This is a genomic window from Arthrobacter sp. TmtSoilC51, assembly GCF_055388015.1.
Genome location: NZ_AP035877.1, coordinates 4,491,636 through 4,510,664, shown reverse-complemented (window position 1 = coordinate 4,510,664; position 19,029 = coordinate 4,491,636). Strand labels below are relative to the sequence as shown.

The 19,029-nt window shown below is 63.3% G+C and carries 18 protein-coding genes; 9 read left to right on the top strand and 9 right to left on the bottom strand.

Annotation, left to right across the window (positions count from 1 at the left end; all coding sequences use genetic code 11):
- Position 1: 1 nt before the first annotated feature.
- From ACZ5G6_RS20580 to ACZ5G6_RS20555, 6 genes are all read right to left on the bottom strand, one after another.
- Positions 2 to 1,522, bottom strand: a complete 1,521-nt coding sequence (locus ACZ5G6_RS20580) for a phage baseplate assembly protein V (RefSeq protein ID WP_223934652.1) — start codon at positions 1,520 to 1,522, stop codon at positions 2 to 4.
- On the bottom strand, positions 1,519 to 2,277 hold the full coding sequence (locus tag ACZ5G6_RS20575; protein ID WP_498687743.1) for a CIS tube protein: 759 nt from the start codon (positions 2,275 to 2,277) through the stop codon (positions 1,519 to 1,521). The genes ACZ5G6_RS20580 and ACZ5G6_RS20575 overlap by 4 nt, the downstream gene beginning before the upstream one ends.
- A 1,139-nt stretch (positions 2,278 to 3,416) precedes the next feature.
- The gene (locus ACZ5G6_RS20570) at positions 3,417 to 3,896 is read right to left on the bottom strand and encodes a phage tail protein (RefSeq protein ID WP_159708998.1); all 480 of its coding nucleotides are present in this window, start codon (positions 3,894 to 3,896) and stop codon (positions 3,417 to 3,419) included.
- Between the two features lies 1 nt (position 3,897).
- A complete protein-coding gene (locus tag ACZ5G6_RS20565; RefSeq protein ID WP_498687742.1) occupies positions 3,898 to 5,337 on the bottom strand; it encodes a phage tail sheath family protein in 1,440 nt (479 codons plus the stop codon).
- 35 nt (positions 5,338 to 5,372) lie between these two features.
- Positions 5,373 to 6,014 (bottom strand): hypothetical protein, encoded by a 642-nt coding sequence (locus tag ACZ5G6_RS20560; RefSeq protein ID WP_498687740.1) that lies wholly within the window; start codon positions 6,012 to 6,014, stop codon positions 5,373 to 5,375.
- A gap of 334 nt (positions 6,015 to 6,348) precedes the next feature.
- Positions 6,349 to 7,197, bottom strand: a complete 849-nt coding sequence (locus ACZ5G6_RS20555) for a helix-turn-helix domain-containing protein (RefSeq protein ID WP_498687739.1) — start codon at positions 7,195 to 7,197, stop codon at positions 6,349 to 6,351.
- Between the two features lie 109 nt (positions 7,198 to 7,306).
- Here ACZ5G6_RS20555 and ACZ5G6_RS20550 point away from each other — a divergent pair, with 109 nt between their 5' ends.
- Positions 7,307 to 8,158: a phytanoyl-CoA dioxygenase family protein gene (locus ACZ5G6_RS20550; RefSeq protein WP_498687737.1), complete on the top strand. Its 852-nt coding sequence runs from the start codon at positions 7,307 to 7,309 to the stop codon at positions 8,156 to 8,158.
- A gap of 17 nt (positions 8,159 to 8,175) precedes the next feature.
- Here ACZ5G6_RS20550 and ACZ5G6_RS20545 read toward each other — a convergent pair whose 3' ends face one another.
- Positions 8,176 to 9,108, bottom strand: coding sequence for an NAD-dependent epimerase/dehydratase family protein (locus tag ACZ5G6_RS20545; RefSeq protein ID WP_498687735.1), 933 nt, complete (start codon positions 9,106 to 9,108; stop codon positions 8,176 to 8,178).
- A gap of 135 nt (positions 9,109 to 9,243) precedes the next feature.
- On the opposite strand from ACZ5G6_RS20545, the gene ACZ5G6_RS20540 reads away from it, so the two are divergent.
- From ACZ5G6_RS20540 to ACZ5G6_RS20530, 3 genes are read left to right on the top strand one after another with little or no spacing between them, the layout of a single operon-like run.
- Positions 9,244 to 9,978, top strand: coding sequence for a TetR/AcrR family transcriptional regulator (locus ACZ5G6_RS20540; protein WP_223934644.1), 735 nt, complete (start codon positions 9,244 to 9,246; stop codon positions 9,976 to 9,978).
- 41 nt (positions 9,979 to 10,019) lie between these two features.
- Entirely contained in the window at positions 10,020 to 10,826 is an 807-nt protein-coding gene (locus ACZ5G6_RS20535; RefSeq protein WP_223934643.1) for an oxygenase MpaB family protein, read from the top strand.
- Complete coding sequence (locus ACZ5G6_RS20530) at positions 10,819 to 11,754, top strand: DUF817 domain-containing protein (RefSeq protein WP_498687733.1); 936 nt, start codon at positions 10,819 to 10,821, stop codon at positions 11,752 to 11,754. The genes ACZ5G6_RS20535 and ACZ5G6_RS20530 overlap by 8 nt, the downstream gene beginning before the upstream one ends.
- Before the next feature lie 3 nt (positions 11,755 to 11,757).
- Here ACZ5G6_RS20530 and ACZ5G6_RS20525 read toward each other — a convergent pair whose 3' ends face one another.
- A complete protein-coding gene (locus ACZ5G6_RS20525; RefSeq protein WP_223934641.1) occupies positions 11,758 to 13,065 on the bottom strand; it encodes a LuxR C-terminal-related transcriptional regulator in 1,308 nt (435 codons plus the stop codon).
- A gap of 398 nt (positions 13,066 to 13,463) precedes the next feature.
- Here ACZ5G6_RS20525 and dnaK point away from each other — a divergent pair, with 398 nt between their 5' ends.
- The 4 genes from dnaK to ACZ5G6_RS20505 all read left to right on the top strand — a co-directional run bounded on the left by dnaK (position 13,464) and on the right by ACZ5G6_RS20505 (position 17,488).
- Entirely contained in the window at positions 13,464 to 15,329 is a 1,866-nt protein-coding gene (gene dnaK / locus ACZ5G6_RS20520) for a molecular chaperone DnaK (protein WP_498687731.1), read from the top strand.
- 2 nt (positions 15,330 to 15,331) lie between these two features.
- A complete protein-coding gene (locus ACZ5G6_RS20515) occupies positions 15,332 to 15,991 on the top strand; it encodes a nucleotide exchange factor GrpE (RefSeq protein ID WP_498687729.1) in 660 nt (219 codons plus the stop codon).
- An 89-nt stretch (positions 15,992 to 16,080) separates the two neighbouring features.
- Complete coding sequence (locus ACZ5G6_RS20510; RefSeq protein WP_498687728.1) at positions 16,081 to 17,055, top strand: DnaJ C-terminal domain-containing protein; 975 nt, start codon at positions 16,081 to 16,083, stop codon at positions 17,053 to 17,055.
- 10 nt (positions 17,056 to 17,065) lie between these two features.
- A complete protein-coding gene (locus ACZ5G6_RS20505) occupies positions 17,066 to 17,488 on the top strand; it encodes a heat shock protein transcriptional repressor HspR (RefSeq protein ID WP_223934637.1) in 423 nt (140 codons plus the stop codon).
- Between the two features lie 5 nt (positions 17,489 to 17,493).
- Here the strand turns inward: ACZ5G6_RS20505 and ACZ5G6_RS20500 are convergent, their stop codons facing one another.
- A complete protein-coding gene (locus ACZ5G6_RS20500) occupies positions 17,494 to 17,892 on the bottom strand; it encodes a nuclear transport factor 2 family protein (RefSeq protein ID WP_223934636.1) in 399 nt (132 codons plus the stop codon).
- Between the two features lie 273 nt (positions 17,893 to 18,165).
- Between ACZ5G6_RS20500 and ACZ5G6_RS20495 the strand changes: the two genes are divergently transcribed.
- Positions 18,166 to 18,933, top strand: a complete 768-nt coding sequence (locus ACZ5G6_RS20495; RefSeq protein WP_498687726.1) for a carboxymuconolactone decarboxylase family protein — start codon at positions 18,166 to 18,168, stop codon at positions 18,931 to 18,933.
- The last annotated feature ends 96 nt before the right edge of the window (positions 18,934 to 19,029 follow it).

Genomic DNA, 19,029 nt, shown 5'->3' with positions numbered 1-19,029 from the left:
CTTAGGCCTCCTCGAAGTCGACTGATTTCGCGCGGATTTTCATGGCTTTACCCGGAGCTTCCAGCACCAGGTCCGTGGCAGCGGTGATGCGGAGCTTGTCCGGCCCCAGCTCCACAGACGAGCCGTGTCCGTCCGTGAAGCTCAAGGTGCGGGCACCGCCGTCGAGCATTATTTGTTGGCCGTCCGCACCCCGGAATGTGTATCTGCTTTCGCGGGGTGTATTGACGTTGTTGTCCGGCGTCTGCTCGCTGCCATACAGGCCGCCGAGGATGATGGCCTGGGCCGGATCCGTGGCAGGAAGGAGGACCAAAACGTGGTCACCAGGTGCAGGCGGGGTGACCATGCCCTTTCCAGGACCGGCCGCTGACATGAGCACGGGAGCCCACCCGGTGTGGAGGTCGGGATACGCCGGTAGCTGCACGCGGGCACGTCCCCGGGCCTCGGGATCATCCACGTCCACTACCGTGCCCAAGGTGAAGACATCCGGCTGCCTCTCGGGGACCGGGACCGGTGGGCGTGTGGTGAGGGTGGTCTCATAGCCTGAGCCGTCCAAACGGTGCGAGGCGCTCGCGATCAGGTACGTTCCCTCAATGGACGGCGCAACCCCCTTGATCCTGACGCGCCCACCCGCCCTAAGCCGGGGATTACCCTCGGCCACGAACACCGCCGTGACCTGCCCGGCCATCCGGACGTCGAGCTCGGACTGCGCCAATCCGTTCGCCTCATCGGTTGACTCGAGCAGTTCGTTGTCTCTCCGGAGGTTGCCGCCTGCGCCCACGCTGGACAAGGTTGGGTCCGCTGTGACGCCGGCTTTGGCGTCACTGCTGCTGGTTTCGGCTTGTTGGACTGAGGCGTCCTCCGCACGCCAGCCGGTGATGGTTGCGGCCGCATACGCTGGTTCCTGGCTGAGCTCAATCTCTGCCGAATGAAGGGATACCCCCAGCGTGAGCTCCAAAGGTTCGCCCTCGCCGTCTAGTCCCGTGAGCCTGAGGGCGCCGTCATGCACAACAGGGTAGGCGCCCACCCGGGCGCTCTGTTCCACCAGGAGACTCAGGTCGGTGCGGGCGCACTGGTACACCTGGCCGAGCTTCGCCCCGCCGCCCACTACGTCCAGTCCGGTGCCTTCGCAAAGTTTCCGTGCCAAGCCTGCGAGATCCACGTCCTCGTGCAGCCTGGTGAATTGGCGCTTCCTCAGACGGTGCAGGGCATCATAGGCCCGGATGCGGATTTCTTGTCCGAGGTTGGCCCCGTAGCTGAACTCCACCACGGTCACCTCACCCACGAAGAGTGGGGTTCGATGGCCACCGAGCTCCACCCTGAGGGCATCACCGGGCGCGGGATCCACGCCACCCCTCGCCGCAGCAGTCCTGCCCGGACCGGGTCGCCAGCTGATGAGGCACTGGGCTGGCCTTGCCAAAGAACCCAGCACCTGGACTGAGACGATGGCCGCTGTTTCTGCGGTTGTCAGTCTTCGTCTACCCAAGCTGACTATGAGTTCGGGAAGGCCCTGGACTTGCCTCATGGTGTTTCACCCACCGGCGGGACGGCAAGTGGCCCGCTGAAGTGCGCGGGATCGTCGATGTTGTTGTACTCCAGGAGCAGCTTCCATAGCAGTGGTGTCCCGAAGGCTTCTACGGAAAGTCGCCCCAGCTCCGCCGGCGGCACCTCGGGAAGGAGCACGCCGCCGTCGGGCATTGCTGCGTTCCTGTCCGTGCTGCCATCTCCGGTGACCGCCAGCGTGTCCACGGGGGGGGCCGTTAGATCCACGGCCGGGAGGCGCTGGGCGAGCTCGTAATTCTCCCCGCCTTCCTCGTCGGCAGACTGGCCCACGCGCACGAAGACCATCCGCATCCAGGACCTGAGCGGTGAACCGTCCGGGGCGAAACGGTCGAAGCGTTCCGCCACTTCGGTCACGATTCCGGGCACATTCCACGCTCGGCCCCACACAAACCGGACCGACGGCGGCCTCCGTTGGCGCTCCACCTCCGCGCTGTTCTCTGCGAGCGCCCAAATAGGCCGGGTCATTTGCCGCACATCCTGCACATGGAACGACGCCGGCGCGAGGTCGACGTCGAAGAGCAGGTCCAGCCTCAGCTCCGTGTGGCCGCCTCCCGTGAAGAGCAGGGGGTCATCGGCCAATCCGCTGCCGCTGAGTTTGCCGCCCGCACTTCTCCGGGGCTCCACACCGGCCGAGCGCTGCATCACCACCGTTTCCGGGTTCAGCAGGCAGCCAAGGTGTTCCCCGGTGTCCTCGATCAGGAAGGCGACGCGTTCCATGTCAGACCGCCAACTGTTCGTCGGTGAGGCGGGCTTGGCGGGCTAATGCTTCCGTTAGAGGGGTTGTTGCTGGGTTTGTCGTGCTTGCTGAGGGCATGGGTCGCTGGGCGAGTTCCGGCCAATTCCCCTTCAGGGCCGGCGCGGGGGTGTGGCTCTCGGTTCTGCTGGGCTTGCCCTGGGGTTCTGGGGTGTGCGTTGGGTGTTGTGTGTGTTGTGCGTGTTGTGGGGCTTGCTCTGCGCTCTCTGTTGGCCGCGAAGCGCGCATATCGGGCCCCGCAACGGGTGGTGCGGTGCTGGGGGTGTGTTGTGGGGCTTGCTCTGCGCTCTCTGTTGGCCGCGTAGCGCGCATATCGGGCCCCGCAACGGGTGGTGCTTCGGTTCGAGTGGTGCGAAGGCGCAGCGAGGGCGTGCGTTGTGGGGCTTGCTCTGCGCTCTCTGTTGGCCGCGTAGCGCGCATATCGGGCCCCGCAACGGGTGGTGCTTCGGTTCGACTGGTGCGAAGGCGCAGCGAGGGCGTGCGTTGTGGGGCTTGCTCTGCGCTCTCTGTTGGCCGCGTAGCGCGCATATCGGGCCCCGCAACGGGTGGTGCTTCGGTTCGACTGGCGCGAAGGCGCAGCGAGGGCGTGCGTTGTGGGGCTTGCTCTGCGCTCGCTGTTGGCCGCGTAGCGCGCATATCGGGCCCCGCAACGAGCGAAGTCCCCGGTAGGAGAGTGCTAGTGGATGGGTGGGCACTCGTTGACGTGTGGGCGTCAGGGGTCACAGGGTTGCCGGGTGGGGGAGTCTCGCCTGCCGGAATGTGTTGTGGGGCCTGCTTTGCGCGCCAAGAGCGCCCCAAGGCACGCAGAGTGGGCCTCGCAACGGGAGGGGTGTTGGTCGGGGCGCCGGGAGGAACCAACCCGGCATCGCGCAGTAACTGGACCCAGTGCTCCGGTGCGCCTTCCACGTTCAGGCCGCGCACCGCCGTCGAACTTTCCACCGAAACAGGCTCCGAAGCCGAAGCCGACGCCCAAACCGAAGCCGAAGCCGACGCCCCGGAAGAACCCGGACGCGCGTCCGAGCCCCGAGCCGGTCCACGATCCAGCCACGCGGCCACGACCCGCAACCGGTTCGCAGCCGCACGCCGCCAGGAAAACCCGGACTCAGGCGACGGGAGCGCGGGCATCGTCGAGCTCCAGGCGGTCGTACGCGATGCTGAGCGATTCGATGGCGAGGTCCTTGCCCAGGGCGTCAAGGGGTGCGCCGAACCAGTCGCATGGCCAGGCCCCGAGCAAGTTCCAGCGCCGGACTTCCACCGAGCCGGCGTCGTTGAGCATGGCGATGGAGACGTTGCGCCGCTCGACTTTGCCGTCCACTGCTTTGAAGAGCCATTGCAGCATTTCGGTGGAGTCCGTGAGCCCGTACTTCAAAGTCACCGGCGTGTATTCCACCTGTCCTGGAATGACCCGCACTGTGCTGTTTTCGCCGCCGGAGCGGTAGAGGATGCGGTCGATCTTCAGCCCGAGGCCCTCCACTTTGGTGAAGTGCCCCTGGACCACGCCTTGGATAACGAGTTTGAAGTTGTAGGCCCGGTACGGGTCCACCACGTTGCCGGGCTGGGCGGCAGGCGTTGGGGTTGTCATGTCAGGCTCCTGCGCTCTCTGTCTCACTGGTGTTGTCCGCCGATTGCATGAGCTTGAAGATCACGAACTCGGCCGGTTTCACGGGTGCGATCCCGATCAGCGTGACCACTTGCCCGGCATCGCGGACCTCTGGAGGGTTGGTTTCTTCGTCACACTTCACGAAGAAAGCTTGTTGAGGAGTAGTCCCCAGCAGGGCGCCATCCCGCCACACGTTGGTCAGGAATGCGCCGATGTCGCGCCGGATCGACTTCCACAGCGTGTGGTCGTTGGGCTCGAACACCACCCAGCGTGTCCCGTCCGCCACCGACTCCTTGATCATGTTGGTCAGGCGCCGCACGTTCACGTATCGGTATTCACTGGCCTCGGGAGCCTTGGTCCGGGCGCCCCAAATCCGGATGCCCTCGCCCGGGAAGTACCGGATGCAGTTCACGCCGGCAGGGTTCAGGACCTCCTGCTCGCCCCGGCTGACCCGCCGCACGAGGTCGATCGCGCCCTGGATGGGCTCGTTGGCTGGCGCCTTGTGGACGCCGCGGGTGGAGTCAACGCGCGCCCACACCCCCGCGATATGGCCCGACGGCGGCTGCGTCACCTTTTTGCCGGAGACGGGATCGATCATCACGATCCACGGGAAATACAGGGCCGTGTAGCCGCCGGGGGACTGCGGGGCGCCGAGGTCCTGCTGGTCGCCGGCTTCGGTATCCGAATCAGCCGAGCGGCTCGCTGAGGGCCGTGGTGAGTCCGGCCAGTCGGGGGAGTCTGAGGAGACCGAGGAGGAGGACGACGGCGTGCTGTCGCTGGCTTCTGTGCCTGCGGTTGCCTCAGGCGCGTCTTCGGCTTCGCCGGCGTCACCCGAGCCAGCGTCGCCCGGGCCGTCGTCATCACCCGAGCCGTCATCCGCCGTCGTGCCTTCTTCGCCGGAGTCCGAATCCCGCGCACCCACCGGAACACCCGACGTCGCGGCCCTGGTGAGTGCCCCGACGTCGTCTACTTTCTCGACGGTGTCCATGATGGCCATGCGGTCCTGGCGGAGCGGGTGCTCCACATGCGCCGCCAGTGCCGCATAGGATTCGGCATCCGCAAAGCCCGGCGCAGCCACCATGGAGATGTCGTCCACGGCCTCGAAGAGCGTCAGTCCCGTAGGCGCAGCAGCCGTGCCGGTGAGGCTGCCGTTGGCCCCAATGTTCACTACATAACAACGGCTTCCTCCGTTTGAGAAGAAGCCGTAAACAGCGTTGGAGAGCGGTGTGCCCGCTGTCGCCTTGCCGACATATTGGTCCACGAACTGCGTCCAGTTGTCCAGCACACGGAGCTCATCCACCAAGGCGTCCTCGTCCGGAGCCACGCCTACGAACGCTGCAATGCTGGTGTTGACCTGCCCGATGGCGCGCGCGCCGCTGGGCACCTCCTGTACATAAACGCCTGGCGCCTGATAGTTCGCCATGATGCGCTCCCTTTCCTGCCCGCTTCAGCGGGTGCTCAGGTCCACCGGATGATGACCGGCAGGCTGCTGGTGCTGGCCGAAACTTCCCTTTCCGTGCCGCGTACTGCTACGGCAAAGTGCTGGAGTTCATCCGCCGAGGCCAGGACCTCGAAGTGGCCGGTCGCATCGCTGACGACTGCCGTGGCGGAGGAATGGGCGTGGATGTAAGCGTCGGGGATGCCTTTGTTGTGGACATCCACGAGCCGTCCGTGGATACGGCGGGCAACGCCGGTCTTGGCAATGAGTGGCTCAAGGACAGGAGGTCCGGAGGGCTCTTCGAAGCGAAGGGCGACGGGGATGCGGACCAGGAATCCCAGTCCTTGCCGGATAGCTCCGGAGTATTCCTCAGGCCGGAATTCTCCCATGGACACAACCGAATACTGGCTGTGACGTTCCACGGCCAGGAGCAGTTGCTCCATGTTGTCCAGCTGTTCGGGGCCGTGGCATTCCACCGCCACCCGCAGCTCAAGGTCCAGGACCGGGCCGTCGCGACGGGACCTTCCCACACGGTTGAGCGTGACCGCATGGACGGTGACCGGAGCATCCGGTGAGGGAACGGCGGCGTCGGGTGAGCCGTCGTCGAATCTTACGCGCTGGGGAGTGACGGCGTCGGAAAGTACCCCCAGTAGGTCGGTCAACGACGAACGCACATAGCCCACGGCAGAACCCAGAACTCGAAGGGAGACCAGAAATGCAACTGGGACTAGGTTACTCCCGCTGTTGCGCGTAGTCACTGGGGAAACAGGGGTAACTCCATTCGATTGAGGCAACCCAACTGAGTCGCAGCAGATGCCCTTTTGGGCGCTCAAAAGGGCATCTGCTGCGACTTACTTGGGCGACGCCGTTCGGTGCTGACCGCAAGAAGTGCTGGAGCGCGAGCTGTTCGCTGCGGTTCCTGCCGTGATGTGACAGTTCGGAGCTGCCTGATGCGGGCGGATTAGAGTTCGAAGGCCAACAGGCTGCTCCGCAGGGTCATCCGGGCAGGTCAGTCCTGTGGTGTTCCCGGCGGAACTTGCTCGGCGAAGACCCGGTCTTCTTGGTGAAGAGCCGGCTGAAATAGGCGGGGTCGTCGTAACCGGACAGCGAAGCGATCCTCTGAACGGGAAGGTCTGTATCAGCCAGGAGTGACTGGGCCCGCGACATCCGAAGCTGGATGATGAGCTCCTTGGGTCCTACACCGGTGGCGGTTTGCACTGAATGCCGGAGATCGGGAACCGAGACGTTGAGCGAGGTAGCCAACTGGGACAAGGTGAGCGGCAAGTGAGCTGCCTCGCGAAGTGCGGAGAGTAGTTTGTTGTCGCCTGAGCGGGGTTCGCTGGGGGCCGGGCTCCGCCGCATACCCGCTTCGATCAGCACCCGCTGGCAGAGCACGGAGGCGTCAAGATCACCGTGCGGTCCGCCCGTTGAGAGAGCTGCGCGGAGGGCCGGGAAAAGTCCAAGAGCCGATTTCAAGGCAACCTCCGAGGAACCACTTAGAGGCACCAAGGGGTGACTCCGCGCGAAGCACCCCAGCTCCTCCATTGCTCTTGCCGCTGGCCCCGTGAACAGCAACCAGTGTTCGTTCCACCCTTGGGATCCCGGGCCGTAGCCGTGGGTGACTCCGGGGAATAGCCAAATGAGCGCAGGGGCTTGCACCGCCAAACGCCTGCCATTCTGGGTGAAATGACCCGTTCCTCCGGACACGATGACCAGGGCATGACTGCTGAGCATGCGCCCGGAGAAGGAAGGCAGCGGACCGCGTTGCTCCCCGGCGCCCAAACAGGCGAGGCCCAGGTCGCGGAGCGGGAACGCCGGATGCCGGTACGTCGACCAATCGTCCATGGGCCAATGCTGCCCTTGCCAAAGCCTCAAGACAAGCCGGACAAAAGTCCAAGTCTTTCTAACTAGGAGTCCATTCACTTGGCTGTCCGCCACTGACAAGGTGGGAACCATGTTGACTTCGAATGGCTATGCTCTGGACGAATCGGATTCCCGATTGGGTGAGCTGGAACAGGTGCCGGATTCCGAGCGAGGGGACCGGGACGCATTGTGGGCGAGGCTCCGCAGGGACGGATACCTGTACCTGAAAGGACAACTGAACAGGGGGCAGCTCCTGGATTTCAGGGAGTTCTACTTCGGCTCGTTGCGCGGAGCCAACGTGTACGCGGAGGGCACGGATCCACGTGAGGGCATAGCAGCACCGGGAGACGTGGATCGGGAGGCATTGCGCCGCGGCCTCTTCGACGTCATCGTTCCGGGACCGGAGTACCAGGCCCTGTGCACGGCAGAGGGCATCGCTGGCTGGTTTGCATGGTTCCTGGCGGACGAGGTGCATTTACATCGACGGAAGATCATCCGACATGCCAAGCCTGGTGACAGCGGCATAGGAACGGCCACCCAGGCTCACTACGATTTGGTGTATCTCCGTGAAGGCAGCGATCGTGTGCTCTCCATGTGGATTCCGCTGGGCGATTGCCCCCGTGAGCGGGGTGGCCTGACGTATCTGGAGGGGAGCCATCATTGGGTGATGGCCGGCGAAAGGGAAGGGACGCTGAAGATGCCGGCCGCATCAATCACTGCGGATCTTCCCGGCTTGGCGGAAGAGCGCGACGCAAGGTGGCTTGTGACTGACTACGAGGTTGGCGACGTCGTGGTCCATTCGGCGCACATTGTTCACGCTGCGTTGGACAACGTGGACCGCAGCGGCACCATGCGCCTGTCCACGGACATCCGCTACCAGCGGCTCCGCGAACCTATCGATTGGCGCTGGCAGGAGCACTGGAACTACGACGACGGCCTCTGACCCTGCGCACGCTGCGGCTACTTGGCCTGGGGAACAGCATCCCGCCACCACGCCACAGTTGCCGCCGCGGCTTCCGGGAGGGGCGTTGGCTCAAGGCCCAGGAGTTCTTGGCTGCGCGATGAATCCATGATGAACGGCCGCTCGAACTGGTACAGCATCTCGGCAAGCTCGCGCATGTCCGTCGAGAACACGCCCAGGGTTCGCAGCACCCAGCCAGGCAGGACGCTCATCTTTGGAATGGCCACACCCGCGGCCATTGCGTGCGTGCTGGCAAGCTCCCGCTGCGTCAAGGCCGGGCCCGTGGGTGCGTGCAGCACGGTGTTCCAAAGCTTCGGATTCCGCGCTGACGCGATCATGGCTGCTGCGAGATCGGGCACGTAGGTAAAGGAGTGCGGCTGGTCAGCGCTCCCCATGACCTGAACCGTTTTCCCCGCCAGAACCAATGGCACCATCCGCTCGCCGCCGTGGGCCATCTTCACCCGAGGACCGAAGAAGTCTCCCGCCACCACGCTCACGGTATCCGCCACATGCGCCTGGCGCGCCTTCAGCAGCCCAGTCCGGACGCCGCGCTTGCCGCCCGACGCCTCGCGCGGACCCGCCTCGGTCATTACGTGGTCCGGCTCGCTGTAGGAGTAAAGGCTTTCGGGAAAGACGACGACGGTGCCCGCGGCTGCCGCTGCGTCCATCACCGTTTGCTCGGCCCGGGGGAGTTCGGCCGCCCAAGCAGCAGCGCGGTAGGCCGATCCGTGAATGCAATGGAAGACGGCCTCGGCGGCGTCGAAGGCTTGGCTGAGTTGGGCGGGATCCGAGACATCCACGCGCAGGCGCTCAACAAGGGGGTGGTCCGGTCCGCTCCCGGATCGGGTCAGGATGCGGACGTGGTGTCCCTGTCCGGCGAGTTGCTCCGCGACAGTCCAGCCGACGGGACCTGCTCCTGTGACGACGTACATGGTGGGCGCTCTTCCTATGTGATGGCTAAAGCGAGAGCACTGCTCTCAAAATCCAGAATGATCGCAAACTTCTCTAAAGTCAAGAGCGCTGCTCTCGTTTGTTGACGGCGCTCTCGTCTGTGGCAAGCTGGAGCCGTGAACGCCGCCGATCGAACCTTGAAGAAGACACCCAAGCCACCAACTCCCCGCGAGCGGGCACGTGCTCAAACCATCGCCGATATTGTGCGCCTGGGCCGCGAGCATTTGGCGGTCCATGGCGCGGCTGCCCTCTCGCTGCGGGCCGTGGCACGGGACCTTGGCGTGGTCTCGTCCGCTGTCTACCGCTACGTCGAGAACCGCGATGAGCTGCTAACGCTCCTGCTCATCGACTGCTACAACGAGCTCGGCGACGAAGTGGATGCAGCCGTAGCGGCGGTCCCTGAGGATGATTTTGCCAGCCAGTTCCGTGCCCTGGGTAAGGCGGTTCGTGCGTGGGCGCTGCGCGAACCGGCCAGCTACGCACTGCTGTTCGGAAGTCCCGTGCCCGGATATCAAGCGCCGGGGGAGCGCACCACGGGACCGGGAACGCGGGTAATCCTCCGCTTGGTGGGCATTTTCGACGCCGCGTACACGGCTGGTGCGCTGAACGCAGAGGTGACTCCCGCCGTCGTCATCCCACCAGCTTTGGCAGCAGACATGGCGAACATCCGGACTGAACTGGGCCTCACAGTGCCGGACGCCGCGCTCGCGCGGGGCGTGCTGGCGTGGACGTCGGTGTTCGGGGCTGTCAGCTTCGAAGTGTTTGGCCAGTATGGGGCCGATACGTTTGCTGCGCGCGACGAACTGTTCGAACATCAGCTGCTCGTACTCCAGGGCATGGCGGGGCTGTGACCAGCGGGTCTGTGACCAGCTGCAGACGATAAAGTATCAAGATGGGTGGAGGGCTTGCTGACATCGGCGCGGAGGGCATACTGCTCGCCGGTGCCGGGCGTGCCATCCTCCTCCAGGTCGCGGATCCCAGGGTTGGTCACGGCGTCGCCGATCACAGCGACTTTGCCCAAAGGCCGCAGGATCGCCTCCGGGCCACGCTGACTTACGTTTACGCGATTGTTTACGGAACAGACGAGCAAGTTGCCGCGGTTCGACGCGCAGTTAACCGCGCCCATGCTCCGGTGCGGCGGAACCCTGATGATGCCACAAAGGGCTACAACGCGTTCGACCCCGAATCTCAGCTGTGGGTTGTGGCCACCCTGTACGACACCGCCGTCACCGTATACGAGCAGGTGCACGGACAGCTCGACGACGATACCGCCGACCGCATGTACCTCGACTATGCGCGCATCGGGACGGCTCTGCAGCTTCCAGCGGATATGTGGCCCGCCGATCGTGCGGCCTTCGCTGAATACTGGTCGGCGCACGTGGATCGGCTGCGACCAGATGAAAAAGCCCGCAAGGTAGCCGAGGACCTGCTGTATCCGGCAGGTGGGCCGGCACTCATACGCCTGGCCATGCCCCTTGCCCGCTTCCTGACCGCTGGCCTGCTTCCTGATCACCTCCGCGAAGGCTTCGGCTTGGAGTGGACTCCCCGTGATGACCGCCGCTTCGAGCGGACAATGCGGTGGCTCGGTCGCGTCTATCCCCGGCTTCCGCAGCGGATACGGCACTGGCCCAGGGACTACTACCTGAGCCGTCTGGAGACCACTCCGGCCAAGAGCAGTGGCAGGGCTGGCAATGCGTAATTCGACCTCGGTGGAACAAGCCATCGATGACCTTGCGCACCGTTATCTGCAGCATGCCCGCGGGGGCCCGCTCCGCTTGCGACTGACCGAGTTCGTGGTGTTCGGACTGAAACAGGCATGGGCCTGCGTGTTCGGTGCAGCGTTGCTCGCGGTAATCATCGCAGTCCGCCTCTGGTACCCGCACGACGCCAGCCTGGCCAGAAATGACTTCCTGACCATCGCCGCCGTCGTCATCCAAATCCTGATGATCGGTTTCAAGCTGGAGACGCTGCGTGAATTGCGGGTGATACTGCTGTTCCATGCGGTGGGGACCGTCATGGAGCTGTTCAAGACGGACGTGGGCTCGTGGTCCTACGAGGCCGAGGGCTTCCTCCGGATCGGTGGTGTTCCGCTGTTCAGTGGCTTCATGTATGCGGCCGTGGGCTCCTACATGGTTCGTGTCTTCCGGCTCTTTGACCTCCACTTCGACCGCTATCCGTGGCGATGGATCACAGCTATCGTGGCGGCCGGGATCTACGTCAATTTCTTCTCGCACCACTACATCCTTGACGCGCGCTGGGTGCTGCTTGCCGCCGTCGTGCTCGTCTACGGCCGCTGCGTTATGCACTTCCGCGTGTTCCGTAAGCGCTTCCGGATGCCCATCCTGGTGTCTTTCCTGCTGGTGGCACTGTTCATTTGGTTCGCCGAGAACATCGGCACGTGGTCCCACGCGTGGCTGTACCCGAACCAGTTGAAAGGCTGGCAGGCGGTCTCGATCGACAAGCTCCTTGCATGGTTCCTGCTGATGATCATCTCCGTGGTGCTCGTGGCGTGGGTGTACAAACCCGAGCCGCCCTTGGGCCGGTCCCCTGACGACACCCAAACACCTGACGCCACCCAAATTCGCGGGGGACACGCGGATATCAGTGTCGCCCGCCCGCCGGAGTGACGCTTATCCTTTTGCTCGGTGAGCCCCTCCGTCGTTGGCGACCAGGACATAGAGGGCTCGTCGGGATTCCATCCCCGTCTTGCGGAAAGCGTTGTAGATGTGATTTTGGACCGTTCTGGGGCTGATTCCCAACTGCTCTGCGATTTCAATGTTGGTCTGAAGACCAGCCATGGAAGCGATACGAGTCTCCCGCTCCGTAAGGGTCCCGAACGTTCGCCCTTGCGAATTTTCAGTCACAGGGGTTGCGACGTTCTGACCGGGATCACCCGTGGGGAGGCTGCTTGTCTGCGACGGATGCGCCAAGGGGGCGATCGAGCCTCGGAGTGCTCGTATTTCCCTAAGAGTGGCGTCTCGTCGGAAGAAATCGACTATGACTTGCGGACTAATTGCAGCCTGCGGGTTGACGCTGTGGCCATCGACTGTTCGGAGGAAGCCGCGCCGTTCCAATTCGTCAAGAATGTGGTTGTCAACCACGGTTTCCAGTACGTCCATCGGCACATTTCCGATAATTGCGGCCGTTCGAAGACCGCTGTACTCCTCAGGTTCGAGGTCCTTCAGTAGCCCCTCAACCGTTCCGCGCAAGTGTTGGTTCCAAAGTGAATCGCCGGCGATGTGCCATTGTCCTCGTCGGAGGACAAGGAGACCGCTTAGTCGGGCAGTGTCGGCAACGCGCATCGCAACTTTCGGGTAGCCGCCGGACATGGCGAGAATCCTGGTAGTGGTTTCGTTGGCGGGTGCGGCTCCCAGCATTTGTTCAAGAAACGCGTGCACTTGTTCGAACTGCATTGGCGCGATTTGGACGATTGCTTCCGTACCTATATCGAAGAGCGCAGATTGACCTCCTGAAACTCGTTCGCCCTCCAACGCTGTGGCAATCAGCAGGCATCCGTATTTTTGTCGCGTTGCCTGCAGGAATGCCATCGACTGACCGTCAAGATGGCCGATGTCGTCAACTATCAAAACTTGGTTACAAGAGGTTTCCAGAACGCTTGCGGCGCTTGTGAGGTCACTGCGGAGTCCATGCTGAGGATCCAATCCGAAGTGCAACGGAGAGGAGTGCGGGCGGCCCCCATGCGGCGCCACCGCGCCTATGACGTGGGCTCTTGCGCCGGACTTCTTCAGTGCTGACGCGGCATGATGGGCGACCGTGGTTCGGCCGCTGCCCGGTTGCCCGACGATCCGCACACTGACGTTTCGCTCGATGTACGCCAGAACGGTGGCGATCGTCTGTGAGAACGCAAGGTCAGACGGCGCGGGCTGCCTCCTGCAGAGATCTGCCGCCTGGACACGTGGTTCCTGAGGTTCTGCCATCTCATCTACTTTCCGCGCTGCGCTCGGGTCCGCCGGGACCCTGACGAGGTTGCTCTTTAGTTGCAGCCCTTTACGAAATAGGTGCATTTACTGAGCACTTCGTGACGGGAAGCCGAAAAACCAGATGCTGAACACTCGGATAGTCGCGTCGGCCTGCCCGTTCACCGTAGGCGAAACCAGCCTTTCCATTCGCGTGATTCCGGCATTCTTCCAACCGTGAAACTCAAAGTTGAGCGTACTGGACTCAACTTTGGATTGACATTGAAACGAGGTTGAGTACAGTTGAGTGCAGAACGCTCAACTAGCCGATTGTTGAGTGGGCTCCCGATAATCCAGCCGCCCAGCGGACCGGTGCCGGGAGGCAATCTCCAACATCGGCCATTGAAAGGAAACAAGATATGTCACGTGCAGTAGGTATCGACCTCGGAACCACCAACTCCGTGGTTTCTGTCCTTGAAGGTGGCGAGCCCACCGTCATCGCCAACGCAGAAGGCGGCCGCACCACGCCTTCGGTCGTTGCGTTCTCCAAGTCCGGCGAAGTCCTGGTTGGCGAAATCGCCAAGCGCCAGGCCGTCAACAACATCGATCGCACCATCGCTTCCGTCAAGCGCCACATGGGCACCGACTGGTCCGTCGCCATCGATGACAAGAAGTACACGCCCCAGGAAATCTCCGCGCGTATCCTCATGAAGCTCAAGAACGACGCCGAGAGCTACTTGGGCGAAAAGGTCACCGACGCCGTGATCACCGTTCCGGCATACTTCAACGACGCCGAGCGCCAGTCCACCAAGGAAGCCGGTGAAATCGCAGGCCTCAACGTCCTCCGCATCGTCAACGAGCCCACTGCGGCTGCACTGGCATACGGTCTGGACAAGGGCAAGGAAGACGAACTCATCCTGGTCTTCGACCTCGGTGGCGGTACCTTCGACGTCTCCCTGCTCGAGGTTGGCAAGGACGAAGACAACTTCTCCACCATCCAGGTCCGCGCAACCGCCGGTGACAACCGACTCGGTGGCGACGACTGGGACAACCGCGTGGTCGAGTGGCTGCTGAGCCAGCTCAAGATCAAGGGCATCGATCTCTCCAAGGACAAGATCGCACTCCAGCGTCTGCGTGAGGCTGCAGAGCAGGCCAAGAAGGAACTCTCTTCCTCCACCAGCACCAACATCTCCCTCCAGTACCTGTCCGTCACCCCCGACGGCCCGGTCCACCTGGACGAGCAGCTGACCCGCGCCAAGTTCCAGGACCTCACCAAGGACCTGCTGGACCGCACCAAGAAGCCGTTCCACGATGTCATCGCTGAAGCAGGCATCAAGGTTTCCGACATCGACCACATCGTCCTCGTGGGTGGTTCCACCCGCATGCCCGCTGTCTCCGAGCTCGTGAAGGAACTCGCCGGCGGCAAGGAGCCCAACAAGGGCGTCAACCCGGACGAAGTTGTGGCCGTTGGAGCCGCACTCCAGGCCGGTGTCCTGAAGGGCGAGCGCAAGGACGTCCTCCTCATCGACGTCACGCCGCTCTCCCTCGGCATCGAGACCAAGGGTGGCGTCATGACGCACCTCATCGAGCGCAACACGGCTATCCCCACCAAGCGTTCCGAGACCTTCACCACCGCTGACGACAACCAGCCGTCCGTGGCCATCCAGGTCTTCCAGGGCGAGCGTGAATTCACCCGCGACAACAAACCGCTGGGCACGTTCGAACTGACCGGCATCGCTCCGGCACCGCGTGGCGTCCCGCAGGTCGAGGTCACCTTCGACATTGACGCCAACGGCATCGTCCACGTGTCTGCAAAGGACAAGGGCACCGGCAAGGAACAGTCCATGACCATCACCGGTGGTACTGCACTGTCCAAGGAAGACATCGACCGCATGGTCCGTGAAGCCGAGGAGCACGCCGCAGAGGACAAGGCCCGCCGCGAAGCTACGGACACCCGCAACTCCGCTGAGCAGCTCGCCTACTCTGTGGACAAGCTGATCGCCGACAACGACGACAAGCTGCCGGAAGAGGTCAAGACCGAGGTCAAGGCCGACGTCGACGCCCTCAAGTCCGCGCTGGAAGGCACCGACGACGCCGCCGTCAAGACTGCGTTCGAGAAGCTGCAGGCTTCCCAGACCAAGCTCGGCGAAGCCATCTACTCGCAGGCAGCCGCAGCTGACGCTCCTGGTGCCGGTGCTGAAGGCGCTCCGGCCGGCGAGAAGAGCGCTGCGGACGAAGACATCGTCGACGCTGAAATCATCGACGAAGACGAAGCGAAGAAGTAGCCATGCCCCACCACGGCAACGACGCAGAGCACTCTGAAGGAAATGAGCAGCGCAAGCCGGTGATTCGGGACAACCGCAAGGTTGACCCGGAAACCGGGGCTGCCCGCCACCCCGAAGGCGAAGCTGCTGCTCCCACCGAAGGCAACGCCACTTCCACGGAAGGTGACGCTCTGTCCCAGGCTGAGGAAATCCTCAACGGAGTACAGGTGCCGGCTGAAGAATCGGTGGCTCCCGGCGCCGCAGCTGAAGCCCAGGCAGCAGAGCTCCGCAACGACCTCCTGCGCCTTCAGGCTGAGTACGTCAACTACCGCAAGCGCGTCGAACGCGACCGCGCCGTGGCAGGAGAAATGGCCGTCATCGGCGTCCTGAACTCCCTGCTCCCGGTGCTGGACGACGTCGACGCCGCCCGCCAGCACGGTGACCTCGAAGACGGCCCCTTCGCCGCCATCGCCACCAAACTGGAGAATGCGTTGAAAACGTACGGACTGGAACGCATCGCGGAAACGGGTGTCGAATTCGACCCCACCATCCACGAGGCACTCATCCAGCAGCCAGGCGAGGACATCGACGTGGACACGGTCAGCCAGGTGCTGCGCTCCGGATACCGCTCAGGCGAGCGGGTCCTGCGTGCGGCCCAGGTCATCGTGGCTGTACCGGCTTAGTACCCTTCTCGAGATGGCAGTTTGTGACAGTGTTTGAGTAAAACATTGGCACGAACTGCCATCTCGTTCCCCAACGAAAGGAAACGCTCTTGGCCAGCCAGGACTGGGTTGAAAAGGATTTTTACGCGATCCTTGGTATCGCCAAGGACGCGTCCGACGCGGATATCAAGAAGGCTTACCGCAAGCTGGCGCGGCAGTATCACCCGGATACCAACTCCGGGAATGCTGCTGCTGAGAAGAAGTTCAAGGACATTTCCGAGGCTTATTCTGTCTTGTCGAGTCCTGAGGACCGGCAGCAGTATGACGCCATCCGTGCAATGGGTGGTGCCCGGTTCGCTCCCGGTGCGGGGGCCGGGCGTGGTGGTGCCGGGGCCAACGGCGGGTTCGAGGACCTGTTCGGTGGTTTGTTTGGTGGCGGCGCGCGTCAGCCTGCCGGTGCCGGTGGTATTCCTCCGGAGTTTGCTGACCTGTTTGGTGGCGGCTTTGGTGGAGGCCAGACCGGGTTCCAGCGGGCACCGCAGAAGGGCTCGGATCGCACTGCGACGACGTCCATCTCGTTTGCCGGTTCCATCAAGGGCACCACGGTGAGCTTGCGGGAAAGCAACGGCCACGTGATCGACGTCAAGATCCCTGCGGGCATCAAAGACGGGCAGAAGGTCCGGCAACGCGGCAAGGGCAACGTTGGTCCGGCAGGCAACGGCGATCTCATCATCACGGTGAACGTGAAGCCGCACGAGTTTTTCCAGCGCGACGGCGACAACATCCGCATCCACGTTCCCGTCACGTTCGCCGAAGCTGCGCTGGGCGCCACCATCGAGGTTCCAACGCTCGACGGCGACACCGTCAAGGTACGCGTCCCGGCCGGGACACCGTCGGGTCGCACCCTCCGGGTCAAGGGCCGCGGCGTGAAGACGTCCAAGGCCACCGGTGACCTTCTGGTGACTATCGACGTCGCCGTTCCCCAGAACCTGAACAAGGAAGCGGAAGAGGCTGTGAAGGCATTTGCTGCCGCGACCACCGATGCCAACCCGCGTCACGACCTGGCCGCGAAGGCCCGGTTGTAAGGAGACGGTCATGGCAATCGACGTCAACCAGCCGATCTTTGTCATCTCCGTCGCCGCGGAGCTTGCCGACATGCATCCGCAGACGTTGCGCCAGTACGACCGCTTGGGCATCGTCTCGCCCAGCCGCGCGCCTGGGAAGTCCCGGCGGTACTCCCAGAACGACGTCGACAAGCTGCGGGAGGTTCAGCGCCTCTCGCAGTCCGGCGTCTCGCTGGAAGGCATCAAGCGCATTTTGGACCTTGAAAACCAAGTAGCTGCGTTGCAATTCCGGGTAGCCGAGTTGACAGAAGAGCTGACCCGGCGCCGGAGCCCCTTGGACACCCGCATTTTCGCAGCGGGAGCAGCCGGCGACGTCGTCAGCCTGGCCCGCGGTCAGCGCCCGCGTGGGCGGTCGCAAGCCGTTGTGGTGTGGAGGCCGCGGCCTGAGCAATAAGGCCCCTACCCCGTCACGGTGTCGGCGTGCCGGTGCACCACCTTCCACCCGCCGTCCTCGCGGCGATAAACCTGCGTGGCTCGTAAGACATATGTTCGCGGTTCACCGTTGACGGACGCCGAGGTGTGCTCCAGGCCTACGGTGTAGGCCATATCTCCCACGACGTCGTATGACTGCAATTCGAACTCATATGAGAGGCAGTCGGAGAAGCTCTTCCCAAGGCCGGTGAAGAGGTCGTTCAGGGCATGCTGCCCCAACGCGTTGCGCCACGCACCCAGCACACTGACCGGTTCGTTGCGGGACCAAATCGCCCGGCGTGGCGCCGGGTCGCCGTTGTGGAGGGCCAGTTCCGCGTGTCGCAGATCGGACGTGACCCATGCAAGGAAATCTTCGCGGTCGCTCATACCCCCAGTATGCTCCGGCGCTTACCCGCACGGGACCCCACTGCGGGCGAGGGAGGTACTCCCGGAACCTGTAACAGGGGACACTCCCGCGCCGCCACCAAAAGGAGTGTCATTGATAGGTGACCTCAACCAGCAATACCAGCCAAATCGCCGCTTCGCCCCCGTAAGACACCCATCTCCGGACGGTTCGCCCTCGCCGTATCCATGTGCGCTGGCCCAGGCCCGTGGCCGGCAATGACATCGCCTAATGATTCAATGAAAGAGAGGCCCACGATGGCACCCAGCGAAACCGCACAACGCAATCACGACGAACTCTTCCCCGGTCAGCTGCCCGCCTTGGCTGTTACCGACCCCGAGCTCGTGGAGGTTTTCAACAACTTCGCCTTCGACGAGGTTTTGAGTCACGGAAAACTGGAAACCAGGACGAGGCTCATGGTTCAGCTCGCCTCTCTTATCGCGTCGCAGGGACTGGGGGAGTACCGCGCGTTGCTAGGCGCCGCCCTTACGGTGGGGGTGACCCCGGTAGAGGTGAAGGAACTTGTCTACCAGGCAGTCCCGTATGTCGGCATGGGCAGAGTTTCCGATTTCTTGCACGCCACCAACGAAATCCTCAAGGAGTACGGGGTGGAGCTGCCTGTGACGGGCCAGTCCACCACCACGCCGAAAGACCGGGGGGAGAAAGGCCTGGCTATCCAGAGGGAGATCGCAGGCGCAGAACGCATCGATGACATGCGTGCCGCTGCTTCCGCTGATGAGATGCACTTCCAGGACTACCTGGCGGGAAACTGCTTCGGTGATTTTCTGACACGTACCGGCATCGACGTTCCCACACGTGAACTCCTCACACTGTCCATGCTCATTTCCCTTGGCGGCTGCGAGCCGCAGGTCAAGGGGCACGTTATGGCCAATCTGAACGTAGGAAACAGCCGCGGGGTGATGCTCGACGTCATCACGCAATTGCTGCCCTATATCGGGTACCCCCGTACGCTCAACGCGCTGCGCGTACTCAACGAGACGGCCCCGGCACCCGAAGCCGGGTAGGTCTGTTCAGGCTGGCTTCTGCTGTGGATAGTGGCCACAAAAGGACGATAATAAAGTCATAGCACGGCAAGAAGGGCACGTGCTGGTGGTTGGCGT

Excerpts from the sequence above, each read along its gene's own strand:
- ACZ5G6_RS20505 (WP_223934637.1), top strand. The coding sequence starts at position 17,066 with ATGGCAATCGACGTCAACCAGCCGATCTTTGTCATCTCCGTCGCCGCG.
- ACZ5G6_RS20525 (WP_223934641.1), bottom strand. The coding sequence starts at position 13,065 with ATGGCAGAACCTCAGGAACCACGTGTCCAGGCGGCAGATCTCTGCAGG.
- ACZ5G6_RS20535 (WP_223934643.1), top strand. The coding sequence starts at position 10,020 with ATGGGTGGAGGGCTTGCTGACATCGGCGCGGAGGGCATACTGCTCGCC.
- ACZ5G6_RS20565 (WP_498687742.1), bottom strand. The coding sequence starts at position 5,337 with ATGGCGAACTATCAGGCGCCAGGCGTTTATGTACAGGAGGTGCCCAGC.
- ACZ5G6_RS20570 (WP_159708998.1), bottom strand. The coding sequence starts at position 3,896 with ATGACAACCCCAACGCCTGCCGCCCAGCCCGGCAACGTGGTGGACCCG.
- ACZ5G6_RS20495 (WP_498687726.1), top strand. The coding sequence starts at position 18,166 with ATGGCACCCAGCGAAACCGCACAACGCAATCACGACGAACTCTTCCCC.
- ACZ5G6_RS20515 (WP_498687729.1), top strand. The coding sequence starts at position 15,332 with ATGCCCCACCACGGCAACGACGCAGAGCACTCTGAAGGAAATGAGCAG.
- ACZ5G6_RS20500 (WP_223934636.1), bottom strand. The coding sequence starts at position 17,892 with ATGAGCGACCGCGAAGATTTCCTTGCATGGGTCACGTCCGATCTGCGA.
- ACZ5G6_RS20530 (WP_498687733.1), top strand. The coding sequence starts at position 10,819 with ATGCGTAATTCGACCTCGGTGGAACAAGCCATCGATGACCTTGCGCAC.
- ACZ5G6_RS20555 (WP_498687739.1), bottom strand. The coding sequence starts at position 7,197 with ATGGACGATTGGTCGACGTACCGGCATCCGGCGTTCCCGCTCCGCGAC.
- ACZ5G6_RS20545 (WP_498687735.1), bottom strand. The coding sequence starts at position 9,108 with ATGTACGTCGTCACAGGAGCAGGTCCCGTCGGCTGGACTGTCGCGGAG.
- ACZ5G6_RS20580 (WP_223934652.1), bottom strand. The coding sequence starts at position 1,522 with ATGAGGCAAGTCCAGGGCCTTCCCGAACTCATAGTCAGCTTGGGTAGA.
- ACZ5G6_RS20550 (WP_498687737.1), top strand. The coding sequence starts at position 7,307 with ATGTTGACTTCGAATGGCTATGCTCTGGACGAATCGGATTCCCGATTG.
- dnaK (WP_498687731.1), top strand. The coding sequence starts at position 13,464 with ATGTCACGTGCAGTAGGTATCGACCTCGGAACCACCAACTCCGTGGTT.
- ACZ5G6_RS20575 (WP_498687743.1), bottom strand. The coding sequence starts at position 2,277 with ATGGAACGCGTCGCCTTCCTGATCGAGGACACCGGGGAACACCTTGGC.